This is a genomic window from Sphingobacterium chuzhouense, assembly GCF_014692525.1.
GTDB lineage: Bacteria > Bacteroidota > Bacteroidia > Sphingobacteriales > Sphingobacteriaceae > Sphingobacterium > Sphingobacterium chuzhouense.
The window spans coordinates 746059-761779 of record NZ_JACNYL010000002.1; the positions used below are offsets into that span (position 1 = coordinate 746059).

The following is a 15721-nucleotide window of genomic DNA, read 5'->3' on the forward strand; positions in this document are numbered from 1 at the left end:
AAAAAATGTTAAAGCCCTTGACAGGAATGTCGAGGGCTTTTTAATTTTATGCCAATAATTAATAAAACCAACTCTTTTTAAAATTTTTGCTTTATGCTAAAAAGTCGAATAATCTATTTATTGGGCATGATTTTGGCATCAAACGTTGCCTTTGCTCAAAATTTGCAGTTGTACACGACCTATCCGAAGATTTCGGTGTCACCAGGAGAGGTCATTGATTACAATGTGGAACTGATCAACAACAGTTCGGTTACACGAAACGGAAGAATCAGCTTGCAGAATCTCCCAAAAAATTGGGATTATGAAATGAAGTCGGGGAATTATAGTGCGGAAGAAATCTCCGTTTTACCGAAAGAACGTAAATCCCTTAACCTCAAAGTGATCGTACCCTCTAAAATAGAGAAGGGGCAGTACCGATTCCAGCTGGTCGCGCAAGGCGAATCATCTTTACCCCTAACCGTTGATGTCACCACCGATGGGAAATCATCGTCAGAATTCAACAGTCCGCAAACCAATATGGAAGGTTCGGCAAAATCAACCTTTACGTTCAACGCCTCCTTGTTAAATCGTTCTTCAGAAGCACAGGTATATCGCTTGGGCGCCAATCTTCAACCTGGGTGGGGCGCAACGTTTAAGGTAGATGGAAAGCAAGTTTCATCTGTTAATATAGAAGGAAATCAACGGAAGGATATCTTAGTTGAAATCCTTCCTCCGGAAAGTGTCAAAAAGGGGAAATACACGATCCCGCTATTTGCCCAAAGTCCGCTAAATCAATCCGATCTTTCTTTGGAAGTCGTGATTACGGGTTCCTATGGATTACAGCTCACCACACCCGAGGGATTATTGAGTACAACCGCCACGGCCAACCGAGATAAATCGATTCAATTTTTGGTTAAAAACACCGGTAGCTCGGATTTGAGCCAAATCAATCTCAATGCTTCTGCCCCTTCACAGTGGGAAGCCCACTTCGAGCCCAGCCGGATCAGCACGCTCAAAGCTGGCGAGAGCCAAACCGTTACAGCCATCATTAAACCCGCTAAAAAGGCTATTGCAGGAGACTATCAAATTACATTAGATGCAAAAAATAACGAAACGAGCGATAGTGTTAAATTTCGCGTGACCGTCGAAACTTCTCTATTATGGGGTTGGGTGGGAATTTTGATTATAGCCATCGCTGTTGCACTTGTTTATTTTTTGATCCGCAAATATGGAAGGAGATAAAATGGACAACCCTATTATTCGCGTAAGGAAATTGACGAAAATGTATGGGGATTTCACCGCAGTAGACCAGCTGGATCTTGACATCACAACTGGTGAGATTTTTGGTCTGTTGGGACCAAACGGTGCCGGAAAATCGACAACTATTTTGATGCTTCTCGGTTTAAGCGAACCTACATCCGGCGAAATAGAGATTTGTGACACCGATCCCGTCCGGTCACCTATCGCCGTCAAGCGTTTGGTAGGATATCTACCCGACAACATCGGCTTTTATGAGAGTTGGACTGCGCTCGAAAATCTGATCTTGACAGCACAATTGAATGGGGTTTCTTACACGGAAGCGAAAAGACGTTCTCTTTCCTTATTGGAAAAAGTAGGTCTTCAGGATGTGGCTGAAAAAAAAGTAGGTAAATTTTCCAGAGGGATGCGGCAACGGCTTGGCTTAGCAGACAGTTTGATCAAAGAACCCAAAGTTTTGATCTTGGATGAACCCACATTGGGATTGGACCCGATGGGTGTCAAAGATTTCACGTCGCTTATATTACGTCTGAGCCGGGAGGAAAAACTAACTGTCATCCTATCCAGTCACCAGCTCTATCAAGTACAGCAAATCTGTGATCGGGTGGGTTTGTTTATTAAAGGCAAGTTGGTCGCCGATGGCCCTATTCAAGGTTTGGCATCACGTCTATTCCAAGACAAGCCTCGTCATATTCAACTCAAAGTGCACCAAACAGATACGCAGCGAACCCACCGTATCTTGGAAGAGATGCAAAATATGAAGTCAATCGAACAAAAAGACGATCTTTTTCTCATCGATGCAGATGAAATTATCGTACACCATGTGGCAAAAAAGCTGGTGGAGCACGATATTCATATAATACAGCTGCAACAACGCACGTATGGTATCGAAGATATTTATGCTCATTATTTTGAAGGAGGATCTACCGATGACGCTAAATAAAAATAATAACCTATATGCTTTCTCCATTTTAGTGAAGAAAGAAATTGCCGATCATATCCGTAGCTGGAAATTCATTATCCTGTTGGCTATCATTCTGTTGACATGTATAGCCTCTTTATACACAGCTTTACAGGCATTGAAAAATACCGCACCAGTACCGAACGATCCTGACGCGGCATTTTTCTTCCTTAAGATTTTTACCACATCCGATGGCACGATGCCTTCATTTCACCTATTCGTTGGCTTTTTAGGTCCGTTGCTCGGCATTTGTTTGGGGTTTGATGCTGTCAACTCCGAATTTAACGGACGTATGTTGGGCCGTATCCTGTCCCAGCCTATCCACCGGGATTATTTCCTCAATGCTAAATTCATTGGCGCACTAACTGTGATAGGCGTTTTATTTACGTCCCTTATTCTCCTAACCATCGGAGCCGCGACTTTATTGGTAGGTTTTCCGCCAACCTTTATGGAATGCAACAGGCTTTTCCTGTTCACGCTGTTAACCATCGTGTATGTTGCTTTCTGGCTCAATTTATCCATCCTGTTTTCGGTTCGTTTTAGGCATACGGCGACGTCTGCTTTGGTAGCCATTGCCATTTGGTTATTCTTCACGGTATTCTACCCTATTATTATCAATATCGTAGCAAAAGCCGTACAACCGAACCCGTACGCTTCGGACGCAGAAATCATGCAATACCAACATTTTATGCTGACACTCATGCGCTTTGCTCCGAGCCAGCTCTATAGTGATGGAACGAATATGTTACTCATGCCGTCCATCAGAAGTCTAGGGCCTTTACACATGGAGCAATTGCAGGGAGCAATACCGTCACCTTTGCCTATTTGGGAAAGTATCAAAGTAGCCTGGTCACAGATGGTGGCATTGATCGCCTGTACTATTGTGTGTTTTGCGGCTTCTTATTATTTTTTTATGCGTAAGGAAATCCGTTGCTAAAGAAAGGGGGATAGATTTCCCCCTTTTAATTTACATTCCTATATTTGTTTTTAACAATATAAGCATGCAAGAACGTATTTTTTCGATCGACAGCGAGGAGAAATTTAATGAGGTTTGTTTAGAGGTATACCATTATCAAAAGGTCAATTGTCCCGTTTATGGAAAATACGTAGACTTATTAGGCAAAGCGAAAACCGATATCAATCATTATACACAGATTCCTTTTTTACCGATCGATTTTTTTAAAACCCAACAGATACTTGCTGAAGGGCATCAAGCGGAAATTACTTTTACCAGTTCGGGCACGACCGGTATGGTTACGAGCCAGCACCAGGTAGCGGACCTTTCATGGTACGAAAAGAGCTTTCGCTCTTGCTTTCAACGGTTTTACGGCGAGGTTGAAAATATCGCAGTGTTGGCACTCCTTCCCTCCTATCTGGAACGTTCGGGTTCTTCGTTAATCTATATGGTTGATGATCTGATCGAAGGAAGCCAGCATCCGTCATCGGGCTATTTCTTATATAACCACGAAGATTTATGCAGCACGCTCCTTGAACTGAAAAAAAGCGGCACGAAAACGCTGTTAATTGGCGTGACATATGCGCTGCTGGATTTCTGCGAACAGTACCAAGTTGATTTTTCCAATCTTATGGTTATGGAAACGGGCGGTATGAAAGGTAAACGGAAAGAAATGATCCGGGAAGAGCTTCACCGGATCCTAACTAAAGGTTTTGGTGTAGAAAAGATACACTCGGAGTATGGTATGACGGAACTGCTCTCACAGGGGTATTCGTTTGGAGACGGAATTTTCCGGACGCCTCCCTGGATGAAAGTTTTGATGCGCGACACCAATGATCCATTAAGCCTTATCGAACACGGAAAAACAGGCGCTATCAATGTTATTGATCTAGCCAATTATTATTCCTGTTCGTTTATTGCTACTCAAGATCTGGGAAAACTACACGAAGAAGGTAGTTTCGAAATTTTGGGTCGCTTCGACAATAGTGATATCCGGGGATGCAATTTATTGGTGCAGTGATTAAAATCACTGTAAACTCGGATCACTAAATGTATTTCCTGCATTGATGTCTCCCGTATCATAACCTTTTTTAAACCAATAAGCACGTTGTTCAGAAGTGCCGTGGGTAAACGATTCGGGATTACTGTGTCCATGTGCCTGCTCCTGTAAATGGTCATCACCTACCGCAGCTGCAGCACGCATACCATCGACAATATCGTCATAGGTCAGTTCGATATCGGAGTAATTCTTGACATGATGGGCCCAGACACCGGCATAAAAATCCGCCTGTAATTCGGTCATGACCGATACTTTATTGTATTCACGCTCGCTCATTTTTGCACGCATAGCATTGGTTTGCTGCAGTACACCCAGTACATTTTGTATATGATGTCCCACCTCATGGGCAATAACATAAGCTAAAGCGAATTCACCCTTTGCCCCAAACTTTTTTGACAACTCTTCGTTAAAGCTAAGATCCAGATAGATCTTTTGGTCACCTGGGCAGTAAAATGGTCCAAAGGCCGATTGTCCTACACCACATCCTGCGGTTTCTATCGCACCATTATATACAGTTAATTTGGTGACCGGATACTCCGATCCATTGGTTGCAAAAATGTTTTTCCAGACGTCCTCTGTGCTTCCCAAAACGATATCAGCAAAATCTATCAATCGATCTTCCTCAGGTGTCGACCGGTATTCGCCCTGTTCCGTCGGAGCGGTTTGCTGCATCTGGTTCAGTAACTGCTCCGGATCTCCGCCCAATAAAAAGCCGATAATCAGGACGATAACGCCACCAATCCCACCTAATGTTAGCTTCTGCCCTCCGCTCATTCCTCGTTTGTCTTCGATATTGCCGCTTCTACGGCCGCCTTGCCACTTCATAATTTTATCTGTTTAAATTCCAATACTACAAAATATTTGCCAAGAATGTATATCCATATTTTTTCGTATTTTCGCAGTTCAACCCGGTTATTATGTCTTTAGAACAACAATTGATAGAAAGAAGCAACAATATATGTGAATTGTGTAATAATACAACAACGTTATCCATATATACAGTTCCTCCTTTCGATCAGCAAACAATTGACAATGTTATTTATGTATGCAACACCTGTCTGGATCAAATCGAGAAAAGAGAACAATTGGATGCCGAACATTGGAAAGTACTTTCCGAAACGATGTGGTCAGCGTACCCTGCTGTGCAGATAGTAGCATGGCGTATGTTAAGCAGACTACGGCATGAAGGCTGGGCGTCCGATAACCTTGATATTTTGTATCTCGATGATGAAAATTTAGAATGGGCGAAAAAAACAGGTGACCATGAACAGGAAGGAACTGTACAATTTCATATAGATAGCAACGGTACCCGCCTCTATGAGGGAGATACCGTGGTGCTTGTTAAAACATTGGATGTAAAAGGATCTTCTCTTTCTGCGAAGTTAGGTACTGTCGTCAAAAACATCCGTCTAGTACCAGACAACCCTGAACAAATCGAAGGTAAAATAGAAGGACAGACAATTGTTATTTTGACTAAGTACCTGCGGAAAGGATAATAAGTGCCGATTTTTTTAAAGTTTGAGATTAATTAATCAATCAGCGTATCCATCTTGTTCTTTTCCACTGAATCTGTTGTTCCTGTTCCTATTCCGGCCGAATCCTGCATTTCGTGCAGCATTTCATCAGGTTGGTTAAGGTTGTAGCGGGATCTATCCATCTCGCTTACTGGCCCGGGAGAAACGGTATCTGTATCCACATCAGAAGAATTGCTATTTCCGCCCGAGCAAGAAAAAAACAGTGCAGTGGCCATTAAAGCTACGATATATTTTATTTTATTCATCATGACTTGTTTTTTTGTTTAAAAAAATATCCCGTGTTATCAGATCGTTGCTCTTCCTCCAGTTGCGGGGATAGTAGCCCCGGATACATAAGAAGCCGCATCTGATGCCAAGAAAATATATACTGGAGCTATCTCGGCGGGTTGTCCGGGCCGCCCCATGGGTGTATCCTCTCCAAAATTCTCATGGTCGGGAATTGTACTTGGAATTAATGGTGTCCATACCGGTCCCGGAGCCACGGCGTTTACCCGAATCCCTGATCCATCTTGCAAAAACATTTGTGCTAAACTGGACGTAAAATTTTGGATCGCCCCTTTGGTAGCGGCATAAGGCAACAGACTGGGATTCGGATTATAGGCATTGACGGATGTGGTGTTGATGATAGACGAGCCTGGAGGCATGTGTTTCTTTGCATATTTTACAAAATAGAACATCGCACTCATATTTACCTGAAAGGTCTTATTCCATTCCTCTTCAGAAATATCCTCTACACTATCATAACTCATTTGATAAGCGGCGTTATTGACCAAGATGTCAATTTTCCCAAACTTTGCTACTGTTTCATTCACAATACGTTTGCATAGTAATTCGTTTCGGATATTTCCTTTAAAGAGTAACGCAGTACGTCCTGAACGCTCCACCCAATCGCGCGTATCAAATGCATCTTCATCTTCGATATCATCTTTATACGAAATCACAACATCCGCTCCCTCCCGCGCCATTGCTATAGCAACAGCTTTGCCAATCCCGGAATCTCCTCCTGTGATAACCGCTACCTTGCCTATTAATGTGTCACATCCGATATAGCTTTCTTCACCGTGATCTGGTCGGGGCTGCATAGCCGACGTTACTCCCGGTGGATCTTGGCTTTGTTTGGGGAAAGGAGGTTTAGGATACAAATCCTTGGGATTACCTTTTTTATATGTATTCATATATCAATATGTTAGATAATTATTATTTTAATAATATTACTCATTTAACGGAGGTGTTGGCATCATCTGTTCAACAGTATCCAAACTATCACGTTCGAGTGAGTCAATTGGTACGATACCTTCATCTAAAGGTATATCCTGTTCAATCGGAGTATCCTGTATGTTCTCTCTTTGATTACCACCGCAAGCGTATAAAAAACCCGTGGCTGCAACCAATTGTGTATAAAAAATAAGCTTCTTCATCTGTATAAATGTTTATGTTTTATAGTATTGTATTCTCTTATTCGAATAAAAACAGACTAATAGAGAAATACAAAGTAAATAATGGCGAGGATAACGACAGCAATTATGATCGTCCATTGAATTGTTCGAGCTGCTGGCTTATCATCAGGTTCCTCTTTTGCAACTTCCGGTACCTCTTTACGTGGTACACCGTGCATGGATTCGTCCATTTCCATATCATTTTGTTCTCTGTTATCTTCCATAACTTTATTTTTTAGTTTAAACCTTCTTACAAGTCTTACACTCGTTGACATAAAAACAAACAGTTTAACATTTAGGTTTGAAAAGTGCCAGATAACAAGTATTTATACGTAAAAAAATCAATATGCAACCTAAAAAACCAGTATTTTAATCAAATTAAACCGTATAAAAACCTAAAACATATTCAGGTTTACTGCGGTTCACTCTAAAAAGATTTTTAGAGACAACTAAATTTTAATATCATGGCAAAAGATCACGGAAAGAATATCAAAGATGATAAGAAGTATGAAGCATTACGTGACAAAGGAATGAGCAAAGAAAAAGCCGCACGTATATCCAATACTCCCAATGCTAGTAAAAAGGGTGGAAAAGCAGACCCATTGGACGACCGCACAAAGGAAGAACTACTGCAGGAAGCAAAAAAGATTGGCATTACAGGCCGTCACAAAATGAATAAGTCGGAACTTATTAATGCAATCCGGAACCATTGATAGAGCTGCAATGGACATAAAACAGGAGGCTCTATTGGAATTGGAGGAATCCGGTCTTCGCTATTCTTCTCCCCAAGAGAAAGGATATGGTCGAAAAGCTAAGGGGGATTCTTTTATATACCTGGATAAACAAGGCCGTCAGATTACCAACGAACAAATATTATCCCGTATCCGTTCATTGGTATTACCGCCTGCTTGGCGAGAGGTTTGGATCTGTGCTTCTCCTAATGGGCATTTACAGGCTACCGGACTCGATATCAACAACCGGAAGCAATACAAATATCATCCAAAATGGTTATCCTTGCGAAGTGAAAAAAAATTTGCCGATCTTTTCACATTTGGAAATAAACTCCCCGTTTTAAAAAAAAGGGTATTGCAAGATTTGAGAAAAAGGAAATTATCCCGTGAAAAAGTTTGTGCACTGGCAATTGCCATTATGGGTAAAACTTCTTTTCGAACAGGGAATAGATACTATGAAAAAAATTATGGTTCCTATGGACTGACGACGTTACGGAATAAACATATCAAACAGATTTCCAGCAATAAAATATTCTTTAAATTCGTTGGCAAAAAAGGTGTTGTGCAACAATGCTACTTACGTGAAAAAGCTTTGGTAAAAACCTTAACAAAAGTTAAAGATATCCCCGGGCAGGTGCTTTTTCAATATTATGACGAGGAGGGTAATGTAAAACCACTTGACTCTGGTACGATCAACGCTTATCTGAAAGAAGCAATGCTAACAGAAGTGAGCTGCAAAACGTTCCGAACATGGAACGGTTGCTTATTGGCGTTGTCTTACATGACAACATTACCTCTTCCTAGTACGATCACGGAGAGAAAAAAGAACTTGGTAAATATTATTGATTACGTTGCACATGAACTGGGCAATACGAGAACGGTTACGCGTAACTACTATATCCATCCTGAAATTCTCTCTGCCTATGAAAGTACGGCATTAGATAAATGGATAAAGACAATCCAAAACAAACAGAAGTTCAGCGACAAAATGGTACAAAATCAGCTGATGAAATTGTTAAAACAAACGAGCACCTGACGTAGTGTTGCTTCTTCGTCATTTGCTAACTGTGTAATACACCTATTAAACATCAAATAAAAAAGAAAAGCCAGTGTTTACTGGCTTTCTTATGATCTAAGCGGTCTCTCCTACATTAGCTTCTTCCATCGCTATTTTGGTCAATAATTCATCTGTTTCCTTTTCCTCCGCTAATGTCTGCCCAAGCAAATCTTTAATCTCGGTATGCCCCATCAATTTAGCATAAGTAACAACACATCCATAACTCGCGATTTCGTAGTGTTCTACCTTTTGCGCTGCGGCAATCAATGCAGCGTCTACTACCTCTGGGCTGTCTTCAAACTCTTCAATGATCTCCTCAGCCTCTTTTAGAAGACCTTCCATAGCTTTACATTTTTTGCCGCGACCATTGAGGCCTAAATTAGAAAACGCTGATTTTAGACGCTCTATATGATTTTCCGTCTGTTCGTAGTGTTCTTCAAATGCTTTCTTAAGCGTTGGACTGTTAGCCGCATTAGCCAATTTCTTTAACCCTTTCAACAGTTGACGTTCAGCGCCCAAAATGTCCTTCATTTCATCTACCATTAATTCGTGTAAATGTGCATTTGGCATATTGCCTTTTTCATTCATCTGTGCCATAATCTATTTATGTTTGTTTGCAAATAGAACACCTTATTTGCCTTATTAGTTCGAAGTTTTTTCCAATTTAAGTAGTAATACTCAATCACTACAGTAGAAAGAAATAAGCAAACCGTATAACGCGTAATCCATTCATTTTAAATAGTAAAATATACAAAAAAATAGGCTGCCTTTTTAAGACAGCCTATTTTTCATCCAACATACTTGTCAGTTTAATTACAAAACAGGATTTATAGTTTAATCCAGACTATTCAACCAATCTTCTACTTCTTCTTTAGTCTTTCCTGTTTTCTTTTGCAATCTCCCCAACAATTCGTCTTCCTTACCTTCAGCATATAACAAGTCGTCGTCTGTTAAATCCGCATATTGCTGTTTAACTTTTCCTTTTACTTCGTTCCAACGACCTTTCCATGTTAATTTATTCATTGTTTCCTCCTTTTAATGTATTGTCTACTTAAAGAACCAACAGATTCCGTTTTTGTTCTACATTTTTAAAAAAAATAACTTTTTCCTATCCAATTTTTGCTATGTCATTTGTTTGTTTTTTCTCTACCATAGTTATCATGGGGAGCCAATTAATCAAGTCCGTAAATATACTATTACAGGTCTGAATAAGTATGGCACCGGAGTTTCCGGAAAATTGCTTTTTATAGATTCGTTTTTCCTTTTTATACCGAAAGGCATAATAAACCGTGCCTATTTCCCTTTTTTGTTTTGGGTTGTTGGTTTTAAAAGCCAATCCTGTTACACTGATAAACACATCGGCTTCGGGAATAGATTCCCCCGTTAACCCATCTAACATACGTAAGGTTACTACTGCGGATTCTGCACAATATTTTTCGATTTTACTTTTTGGAACAGAAAGCAGTTGGGTTTTGCATTGATCATCATAACAGACCAACGAACCTAAAAAATAATCACCACTGTGAAATTCCAGCGACCATAGCGAACTTAGATATCCCGCTGTCATACTCTCAGTACACAACAATTTCAAACCATGGGTTTGGAAAAATTCGCCACAAGCTGCTAAAGCTTTTTCATCTATTTGCATAATGGGCTTTATCATTGTATTATCCATAGACTATTTCAGTAACCCATTTTGAATAGCAAATTTGATTAGTGCGGGGGTGTTTTTTGATTTTGTTTTATCAATTAAGCTCTGTCTATGTCCTTCTACTGTCCGTTTACTCAAAAACAATTTCTTGGATATTTCCAGATTAGTAAGTCCTTCGCCAAGCAGTTCCAGTACTTCCATTTCCCGCGAGGAAAGTGATAATTCCGCCGGGTCTATTTTATAGGATTGAGTTTCTTCCTTATTAATAAGTTTATCCACCAATTTCATAGTAAGCTCCTCACATAAATAACGTCCGCCTTTAGCCACGTGGTTTATACAAAAAAGCATTTCATCTGCCGTAACATTTTTAACAAGATAAGCCCTGGCTCCAAATTGGAAACATTGCGCGACATATTGTTCCTCATCCAACATAGTTAATACAATGACGCGTATCCCTATGTTTTTTTGGTTGAATTCTTTAATCAACTGTAATCCATCCACGTTATCCATGGTTAAATCCGTAATTAAAATATCCGCTTCTACCCCAGCTGCTACCAAATCCAATATTTCCTTACCACTGCCTACATCTGCTACGACTTCAAAATTATCCTGAGAATCCAAAAGCAGCTTGATACCGTTTCTGACCACTAGATGATCTTCCGCCAATAATATTTTTGTCTTTTCCATTTTAACTTCCAACCTTTACTTCCCTTTGTTTCTCAAGTTCAACAATTAAGTCCATTGAATAGTTTATTTATTTATCCATTTACGTTAAAAAAATCGTTTAGTATAAATCGTTCAAATCTTCTCTGCCACTATTTCCAATCTATCGTTATGCTATACGTCTTGTGTTCAACGCCTTAGCCCATTTATTGTATTTACATCGCGGACATGTAGAGTTTTTCAGCACGGTCTCAGGTTCCTGTATACAACCGCAATGCATACAAGCCAGCACGCCATCAGCAGCAGATAAATCAGCTTCCTTGTAAACGTCAGGGAACAATGGTAAACCGAACTTCACTGCTTCATTAGCATAAAAAAGCACACTGAGTGTACCATCTGTTTCCAATACGGCCATCCTAACCTGACCCAAATGCTCGATAGATTGATTGCGTAACTCCGCAAAAAATTCTACAGTAGAAAGATCATTGTCTTTCTCGTTTTTTACACTGAACACGCCATTTTCGACCACAATCATCTCCTTACCCTCTAGAATTCGATGAATGGAAAGCGATTTAGAAGCTAACCACGTTAACGTTTTGTATATGGTCATAACGACGGCAAAAACCACTAAAGCATGAAAAACGGGGATATCCTCTTGGAACATCGGATCACCCGCAGCAGAACCTAGTCCCAGTATAATCGCCACTTCAAATAAGGTAAGCTGACGTACTCCTCTTTTTCCCGACAGACGGAGCACCAATAAAATCATCAAAAACATGATGGCGGTACGTATAATTATTTCCGCAATAAAATGCCATTCGATGCTTGCAATTAGCAAGTTTTTAATGTCGACGTCGAACATATTGGAATCATTTTATTTATAATACAAGATAGTTATAAAATAGTTTAGTTTGCGGGTGTTAATATGGATTCAAGTACTTTTTTATCGTTCAGAGGTACTTATACTTTCATGCTTAAAACCAAAAAGGGAGCCGCTCAACAGCAACTCCCTTTTCATCTCTAATAAAAACATTTATTAAAGTCTCTTCACACGTATATTTCTGAAGAAAACTTCTGAACCATGTCCTAGAAAACCGATATGACCCGATTTTTTGCTTAATCCAGCATGTTTTTTGCCATCCAAGGTTCCATTTTTTGAAGCCTCCGCAAGGTCACCATCTAAGATAACCACGCCGTTAAGCGTTACTTTAATCTTATCGCCTTGAACGCGGATCTCTTGTTCATTCCATTCGCCGATTGGCTTCATCCCTTCGCGTTTTGCAGGAATAATACCATAGGCGGAACCGTGATACTGATATTCTTTCAGATTTTTGTAAATCTCTGCGTCATTATCTAAAATCTGTATCTCCGTACCTGCATAGGCTGCATCTCCTTCCAACGGTGTACGGATACCTACACCGTTGTTCGCACCAGGTGTCAGTTTGAACTCAAAACGATATACAAAATCGCCATATTCATTTTTCGTATAAAGGTTCTTACCAAACTTAGCATCCGGATTTGCTCTGATATAACCTTCCGGTGTTACTTCGTAAGCTGGCGTTTCTGTCCACTTATCTAGATCATTACCATCGAATAACATCTCAAAACCCTCTTTCTTTTCTCCCTCACTCAACGTATATGTTTCTTTGCGCGCTAGCTCTTTTACATATATATCCCGGTACCACACTTGTGAGCCGTGTGCTTGGAGTTCGATCTGTTCAACAGGGAAAATGGATTGGTTGCGATCCCAATAGTTTTCAAGTGTTACGTTGTCTACAACTAACTCACCGTTTAACCATACCCATACTTTCTCACCCATCATACGGATTTTGAATGTGTTCCATTCCCCCAGCGCATTATCGACAACTTTCAACGGTGTGGATGGATGTTTTTTATTGTTGTATAAACCACCGGATCCAACTTGTGCACCTACATTCGTGCGTGAGATATCCCATATCTGCACCTGTGGAGTGCCACGAAGATAAACACCTGCATCCGGCTCTTTCCCGTTAGGATCCAGTTTCCAATCCACCAACATCTCAAAATCACCATATTGTTTTACGGTAGCGATATTATCTCCTTCCCCGGAGAAAACGAGTTCACCTTTAACAGCTCTCCAACTATCGCGCATCTTTTTATCCGCCGCGGCTTGCTTTTGCTCCAATTCTTTTGAAGACATCGCGGCACGTTTAATAGGATTCTCAACAAGTCCCTTCCAACCGGTAAGATCCGTGCCGTTAAATATAGATAGGTAACCTTCTCCTGCCGGCATCTCCGTTAGGTGACGAATGATGGCTTCTCTTAAATAAGAACTCTCGCTGCCCGTCAGATTCTCCATCGCTTTATTCAGGATATTACGGACATCTGTCCCAATAAAATTATAACTGTCCGTTGCAATATTAATCGCCGTATTCGTGGCAGCACCTTTCAAGTCCTTATCGTCCATATATTTTGCAGCAAACATCAGCGCCTGATAAGTACCGGTTGCCTGTAAGCTACTTAATACAGTACGCTTTTGTCCCGCATTTTCTGCCAGTTCAAATGCATCTTTTAACAACAGCGTTTTTTGCGCATTGGTATGTTCACTCGCGTTAATATGCTTAACCAAACCGTTGAAAATAGCACCAAAATGTTCGCTGACGCGTTCAGATCGAGACAATTCTACCAACACAGGCAAAGCTTCGGGGTCTGACCAATTAGCAAGTGCAAGGATAGCTGAATTTTTGAGTTCGTTATTCTTAAAGAAGCCTTGGACAGTTTTTAAGGATTCCTTTCCACCTACACCGGCAAATACAGGAAAAAGTTTAGCAGAAGTCGGCGAAGGGTTTCGTGATGTTTCCACAGCCAACTGATTTATTTTGGCGTCCTTGTCACTACGTGCATTTAACGCAATGACCAAAGCTTCTTGTACGTAACGGGCATCACTTTCTGACATATTAGCCAATACATTGACCAACGCATCTACATCTTCAGGACTTACCACATTCGGTAGTGCTTTTAATGCCGCTACTTTCACGTTGTTATCGCTAGCTGTCAACAACGGTAAAACTACTTTAGACGAATTGGCATTTGTGCGGGTAGCCAAAACTTTAAGCAGTGCTAACTGCGTTTTTGTATCTGCCCCTGCAACCGCGCTGTTTATTTTTTCAACAACATCTGCATCTTTTGAAGATAGGAGCAACGCTTCAATCGCTTGCGTCGTTGCTTCGTCAGCGTTTGGCAACTCTAAAATCAGGTAATCTGTACTACCATCACTAGATAGTTTAGAGAGCGTGTTTAAGCCGGCAATTTTTGCTCTTGTATACTTTAAGTTACCCAATGATTTTTTAATGTCTGGCACGAGTGCTTCAGTACCTTCCATTGCGAGATAGTTGAGAATACTTTCCTGCACCTCTGGCGAAGATTTACGCAATGTACCAATCAATTTTTTGGTATCTGCATCTGTTCCATTTTCCGCTAAAAGATTCAATGCTGCCGCACGGTACAGCGGATCATTACTTAACGCCGCTTTCATCAATTGCTTACGCGTTTTCGTAGGGTTAGCTTTTGTCAATAGTGTTAATGCACCCACTTGTAATGTTGGAGCTTCTGCCTTTGCAGCTTCTTTAGCAATGATATTGGCGATGGAAATAGCTTGTTTTTGCTGTCCTTCGTCCAGCAGGTTGTTAGCATAATCCAATGTCAGCCCACCAATATTGGTTTTATCAAATTGATAATTGACTTCCTTTAGCTTTGCCAAGAACACCGGTGCCGATTTCGTACCGGCAATTTTACTCAATGCGGTATAAGCGTTACGTTGGTAATTTTCGGATGTGTATTGCGCCAATGTAGCAATAATAGCTTCTTCGTCACTTTTTGAGCGTAGATCACCCAAGGCACCTACGATTGCTATTGTTGTTTTTTCAGAAGCCGACGATGCTAATGCATTAGACAACGCCTGTGCCGCTTCCGGTGTACGGATGCCGTTTAATGCCATCGCCGCTTTATCGACTAGGTATTCATCTTTCAAGTACGGAATGAGTGCATCGATTGCTTCATTTTTCGAAGCTTGTCTCATCAATTGTAATACAAAGCCCTTGTTGTCCTTGTCTTGCAATCTATCCAACGCTAATATCAAACCTTTAGAAAAGGCTTCACGTTGCGTTTCCATACCAGGCTGCATAACATAGAAGGAATAGGAATTAGCCGCATATTCCGTTGCTGCGTTATTTCCTCCTTGGGGTTTCAGTCCCGCGAGTAGATTTGCTACATCTTCTGCCGTGAAGTTTTGGAGTTCCTTCATGGCAGCTGTAAATTTATTTATTTCTTCAGCAGGTTGCTGCGCCAACACATCCGCAATTTTTGTTGCTGAAGTTCTGTTTGCTGGTTGTTGGGCATACGCCGCAACTTGTATAAGCAACAGTGCTGATAATGTATTAAATACTTTCTTCATTTGT

General features: G+C 40.7%; 18 protein-coding genes. 7 read left to right on the forward strand and 11 right to left on the reverse strand.

Annotated elements, in window-relative coordinates; all coding sequences use genetic code 11:
- Positions 1-93: 93 nt before the first annotated feature.
- The 4 genes from H8B21_RS09570 to H8B21_RS09585 all read left to right on the forward strand — a co-directional run bounded on the left by H8B21_RS09570 (position 94) and on the right by H8B21_RS09585 (position 4173).
- Positions 94-1221 (forward strand): COG1470 family protein, encoded by a 1128-nt coding sequence (locus tag H8B21_RS09570; protein ID WP_165294278.1) that lies wholly within the window; start codon positions 94-96, stop codon positions 1219-1221.
- Positions 1208-2179: an ABC transporter ATP-binding protein gene (locus H8B21_RS09575; protein WP_223814944.1), complete on the forward strand. Its 972-nt coding sequence runs from the start codon at positions 1208-1210 to the stop codon at positions 2177-2179. Before H8B21_RS09570 ends, H8B21_RS09575 begins: the two co-directional genes overlap by 14 nt.
- Positions 2118-3134, forward strand: a complete 1017-nt coding sequence (locus H8B21_RS09580) for an ABC transporter permease (protein ID WP_165294279.1) — start codon at positions 2118-2120, stop codon at positions 3132-3134. Before H8B21_RS09575 ends, H8B21_RS09580 begins: the two co-directional genes overlap by 62 nt.
- Positions 3135-3198: 64 nt before the next feature.
- A complete protein-coding gene (locus H8B21_RS09585) occupies positions 3199-4173 on the forward strand; it encodes a LuxE/PaaK family acyltransferase (RefSeq protein ID WP_190313529.1) in 975 nt (324 codons plus the stop codon).
- Positions 4174-4179: 6 nt separating this feature from the next.
- Here the strand turns inward: H8B21_RS09585 and ypfJ are convergent, their stop codons facing one another.
- The gene (ypfJ, locus tag H8B21_RS09590) at positions 4180-5037 is read right to left on the reverse strand and encodes a KPN_02809 family neutral zinc metallopeptidase (RefSeq protein ID WP_165294281.1); all 858 of its coding nucleotides are present in this window, start codon (positions 5035-5037) and stop codon (positions 4180-4182) included.
- Positions 5038-5129: 92 nt separating this feature from the next.
- On the opposite strand from ypfJ, the gene H8B21_RS09595 reads away from it, so the two are divergent.
- The gene (locus H8B21_RS09595) at positions 5130-5708 is read left to right on the forward strand and encodes a PhnA domain-containing protein (RefSeq protein ID WP_190313530.1); all 579 of its coding nucleotides are present in this window, start codon (positions 5130-5132) and stop codon (positions 5706-5708) included.
- A gap of 32 nt (positions 5709-5740) precedes the next feature.
- On the opposite strand, the gene H8B21_RS09600 is transcribed toward H8B21_RS09595, so the two are convergent.
- Genes H8B21_RS09600 through H8B21_RS09615 form a run of 4 tightly spaced genes read right to left on the reverse strand, consistent with a single transcriptional unit; the run spans position 5741 to position 7407 of the window.
- A complete protein-coding gene (locus tag H8B21_RS09600) occupies positions 5741-5995 on the reverse strand; it encodes a hypothetical protein (RefSeq protein ID WP_190313531.1) in 255 nt (84 codons plus the stop codon).
- Positions 5996-6031: 36 nt separating this feature from the next.
- Positions 6032-6922 carry an SDR family oxidoreductase gene (locus tag H8B21_RS09605; RefSeq protein ID WP_165294284.1) on the reverse strand — a complete coding sequence of 297 codons (891 nt, stop codon included), beginning with the start codon at positions 6920-6922 and terminating at the stop codon, positions 6032-6034.
- A 36-nt stretch (positions 6923-6958) separates the two neighbouring features.
- On the reverse strand, positions 6959-7165 hold the full coding sequence (locus tag H8B21_RS09610) for a hypothetical protein (protein WP_190313532.1): 207 nt from the start codon (positions 7163-7165) through the stop codon (positions 6959-6961).
- Between the two features lie 56 nt (positions 7166-7221).
- The gene (locus H8B21_RS09615; RefSeq protein WP_190314032.1) at positions 7222-7407 is read right to left on the reverse strand and encodes a hypothetical protein; all 186 of its coding nucleotides are present in this window, start codon (positions 7405-7407) and stop codon (positions 7222-7224) included.
- 240 nt (positions 7408-7647) lie between these two features.
- On the opposite strand from H8B21_RS09615, the gene H8B21_RS09620 reads away from it, so the two are divergent.
- Positions 7648-7896 (forward strand): DUF7218 family protein, encoded by a 249-nt coding sequence (locus H8B21_RS09620; RefSeq protein WP_190313533.1) that lies wholly within the window; start codon positions 7648-7650, stop codon positions 7894-7896.
- A gap of 10 nt (positions 7897-7906) precedes the next feature.
- A complete protein-coding gene (locus H8B21_RS09625) occupies positions 7907-8950 on the forward strand; it encodes a DNA topoisomerase IB (protein WP_190313534.1) in 1044 nt (347 codons plus the stop codon).
- A gap of 96 nt (positions 8951-9046) precedes the next feature.
- Here the strand turns inward: H8B21_RS09625 and H8B21_RS09630 are convergent, their stop codons facing one another.
- The 6 genes from H8B21_RS09630 to H8B21_RS09655 all read right to left on the reverse strand — a co-directional run bounded on the left by H8B21_RS09630 (position 9047) and on the right by H8B21_RS09655 (position 15717).
- Positions 9047-9568 carry a YciE/YciF ferroxidase family protein gene (locus H8B21_RS09630; RefSeq protein ID WP_206367288.1) on the reverse strand — a complete coding sequence of 174 codons (522 nt, stop codon included), beginning with the start codon at positions 9566-9568 and terminating at the stop codon, positions 9047-9049.
- A gap of 237 nt (positions 9569-9805) precedes the next feature.
- Positions 9806-9994 carry a CsbD family protein gene (locus H8B21_RS09635; RefSeq protein WP_165294290.1) on the reverse strand — a complete coding sequence of 63 codons (189 nt, stop codon included), beginning with the start codon at positions 9992-9994 and terminating at the stop codon, positions 9806-9808.
- A gap of 85 nt (positions 9995-10079) precedes the next feature.
- Positions 10080-10634 (reverse strand): CinA family protein, encoded by a 555-nt coding sequence (locus H8B21_RS09640; protein WP_190313535.1) that lies wholly within the window; start codon positions 10632-10634, stop codon positions 10080-10082.
- Between the two features lie 15 nt (positions 10635-10649).
- A complete protein-coding gene (locus tag H8B21_RS09645; protein ID WP_190313536.1) occupies positions 10650-11309 on the reverse strand; it encodes a response regulator in 660 nt (219 codons plus the stop codon).
- A 145-nt stretch (positions 11310-11454) separates the two neighbouring features.
- Positions 11455-12147 (reverse strand): YetF domain-containing protein, encoded by a 693-nt coding sequence (locus H8B21_RS09650; RefSeq protein ID WP_190313537.1) that lies wholly within the window; start codon positions 12145-12147, stop codon positions 11455-11457.
- A gap of 174 nt (positions 12148-12321) precedes the next feature.
- On the reverse strand, positions 12322-15717 hold the full coding sequence (locus H8B21_RS09655) for a family 16 glycoside hydrolase (protein WP_190313538.1): 3396 nt from the start codon (positions 15715-15717) through the stop codon (positions 12322-12324).
- Positions 15718-15721 lie beyond the last annotated feature (4 nt).

Bases quoted from the DNA above. Each gene is read 5' to 3' on its own strand.
- H8B21_RS09595 (WP_190313530.1), top strand. From the start codon at position 5,130: ATGTCTTTAGAACAACAATTGATAGAAAGAAGCAACAATATATGTGAA.
- H8B21_RS09615 (WP_190314032.1), bottom strand. From the start codon at position 7,407: ATGGAAGATAACAGAGAACAAAATGATATGGAAATGGACGAATCCATG.
- H8B21_RS09645 (WP_190313536.1), bottom strand. From the start codon at position 11,309: ATGGAAAAGACAAAAATATTATTGGCGGAAGATCATCTAGTGGTCAGA.
- H8B21_RS09620 (WP_190313533.1), top strand. From the start codon at position 7,648: ATGGCAAAAGATCACGGAAAGAATATCAAAGATGATAAGAAGTATGAA.
- H8B21_RS09635 (WP_165294290.1), bottom strand. From the start codon at position 9,994: ATGAATAAATTAACATGGAAAGGTCGTTGGAACGAAGTAAAAGGAAAA.
- ypfJ (WP_165294281.1), bottom strand. From the start codon at position 5,037: ATGAAGTGGCAAGGCGGCCGTAGAAGCGGCAATATCGAAGACAAACGA.
- H8B21_RS09580 (WP_165294279.1), top strand. From the start codon at position 2,118: ATGGTATCGAAGATATTTATGCTCATTATTTTGAAGGAGGATCTACCG.
- H8B21_RS09570 (WP_165294278.1), top strand. From the start codon at position 94: ATGCTAAAAAGTCGAATAATCTATTTATTGGGCATGATTTTGGCATCA.
- H8B21_RS09600 (WP_190313531.1), bottom strand. From the start codon at position 5,995: ATGATGAATAAAATAAAATATATCGTAGCTTTAATGGCCACTGCACTG.
- H8B21_RS09605 (WP_165294284.1), bottom strand. From the start codon at position 6,922: ATGAATACATATAAAAAAGGTAATCCCAAGGATTTGTATCCTAAACCT.
- H8B21_RS09575 (WP_223814944.1), top strand. From the start codon at position 1,208: ATGGAAGGAGATAAAATGGACAACCCTATTATTCGCGTAAGGAAATTG.
- H8B21_RS09630 (WP_206367288.1), bottom strand. From the start codon at position 9,568: ATGGCACAGATGAATGAAAAAGGCAATATGCCAAATGCACATTTACAC.
- H8B21_RS09585 (WP_190313529.1), top strand. From the start codon at position 3,199: ATGCAAGAACGTATTTTTTCGATCGACAGCGAGGAGAAATTTAATGAG.
- H8B21_RS09640 (WP_190313535.1), bottom strand. From the start codon at position 10,634: ATGATAAAGCCCATTATGCAAATAGATGAAAAAGCTTTAGCAGCTTGT.
- H8B21_RS09625 (WP_190313534.1), top strand. From the start codon at position 7,907: ATGGACATAAAACAGGAGGCTCTATTGGAATTGGAGGAATCCGGTCTT.
- H8B21_RS09650 (WP_190313537.1), bottom strand. From the start codon at position 12,147: ATGTTCGACGTCGACATTAAAAACTTGCTAATTGCAAGCATCGAATGG.
- H8B21_RS09655 (WP_190313538.1), bottom strand. From the start codon at position 15,717: ATGAAGAAAGTATTTAATACATTATCAGCACTGTTGCTTATACAAGTT.
- H8B21_RS09610 (WP_190313532.1), bottom strand. From the start codon at position 7,165: ATGAAGAAGCTTATTTTTTATACACAATTGGTTGCAGCCACGGGTTTT.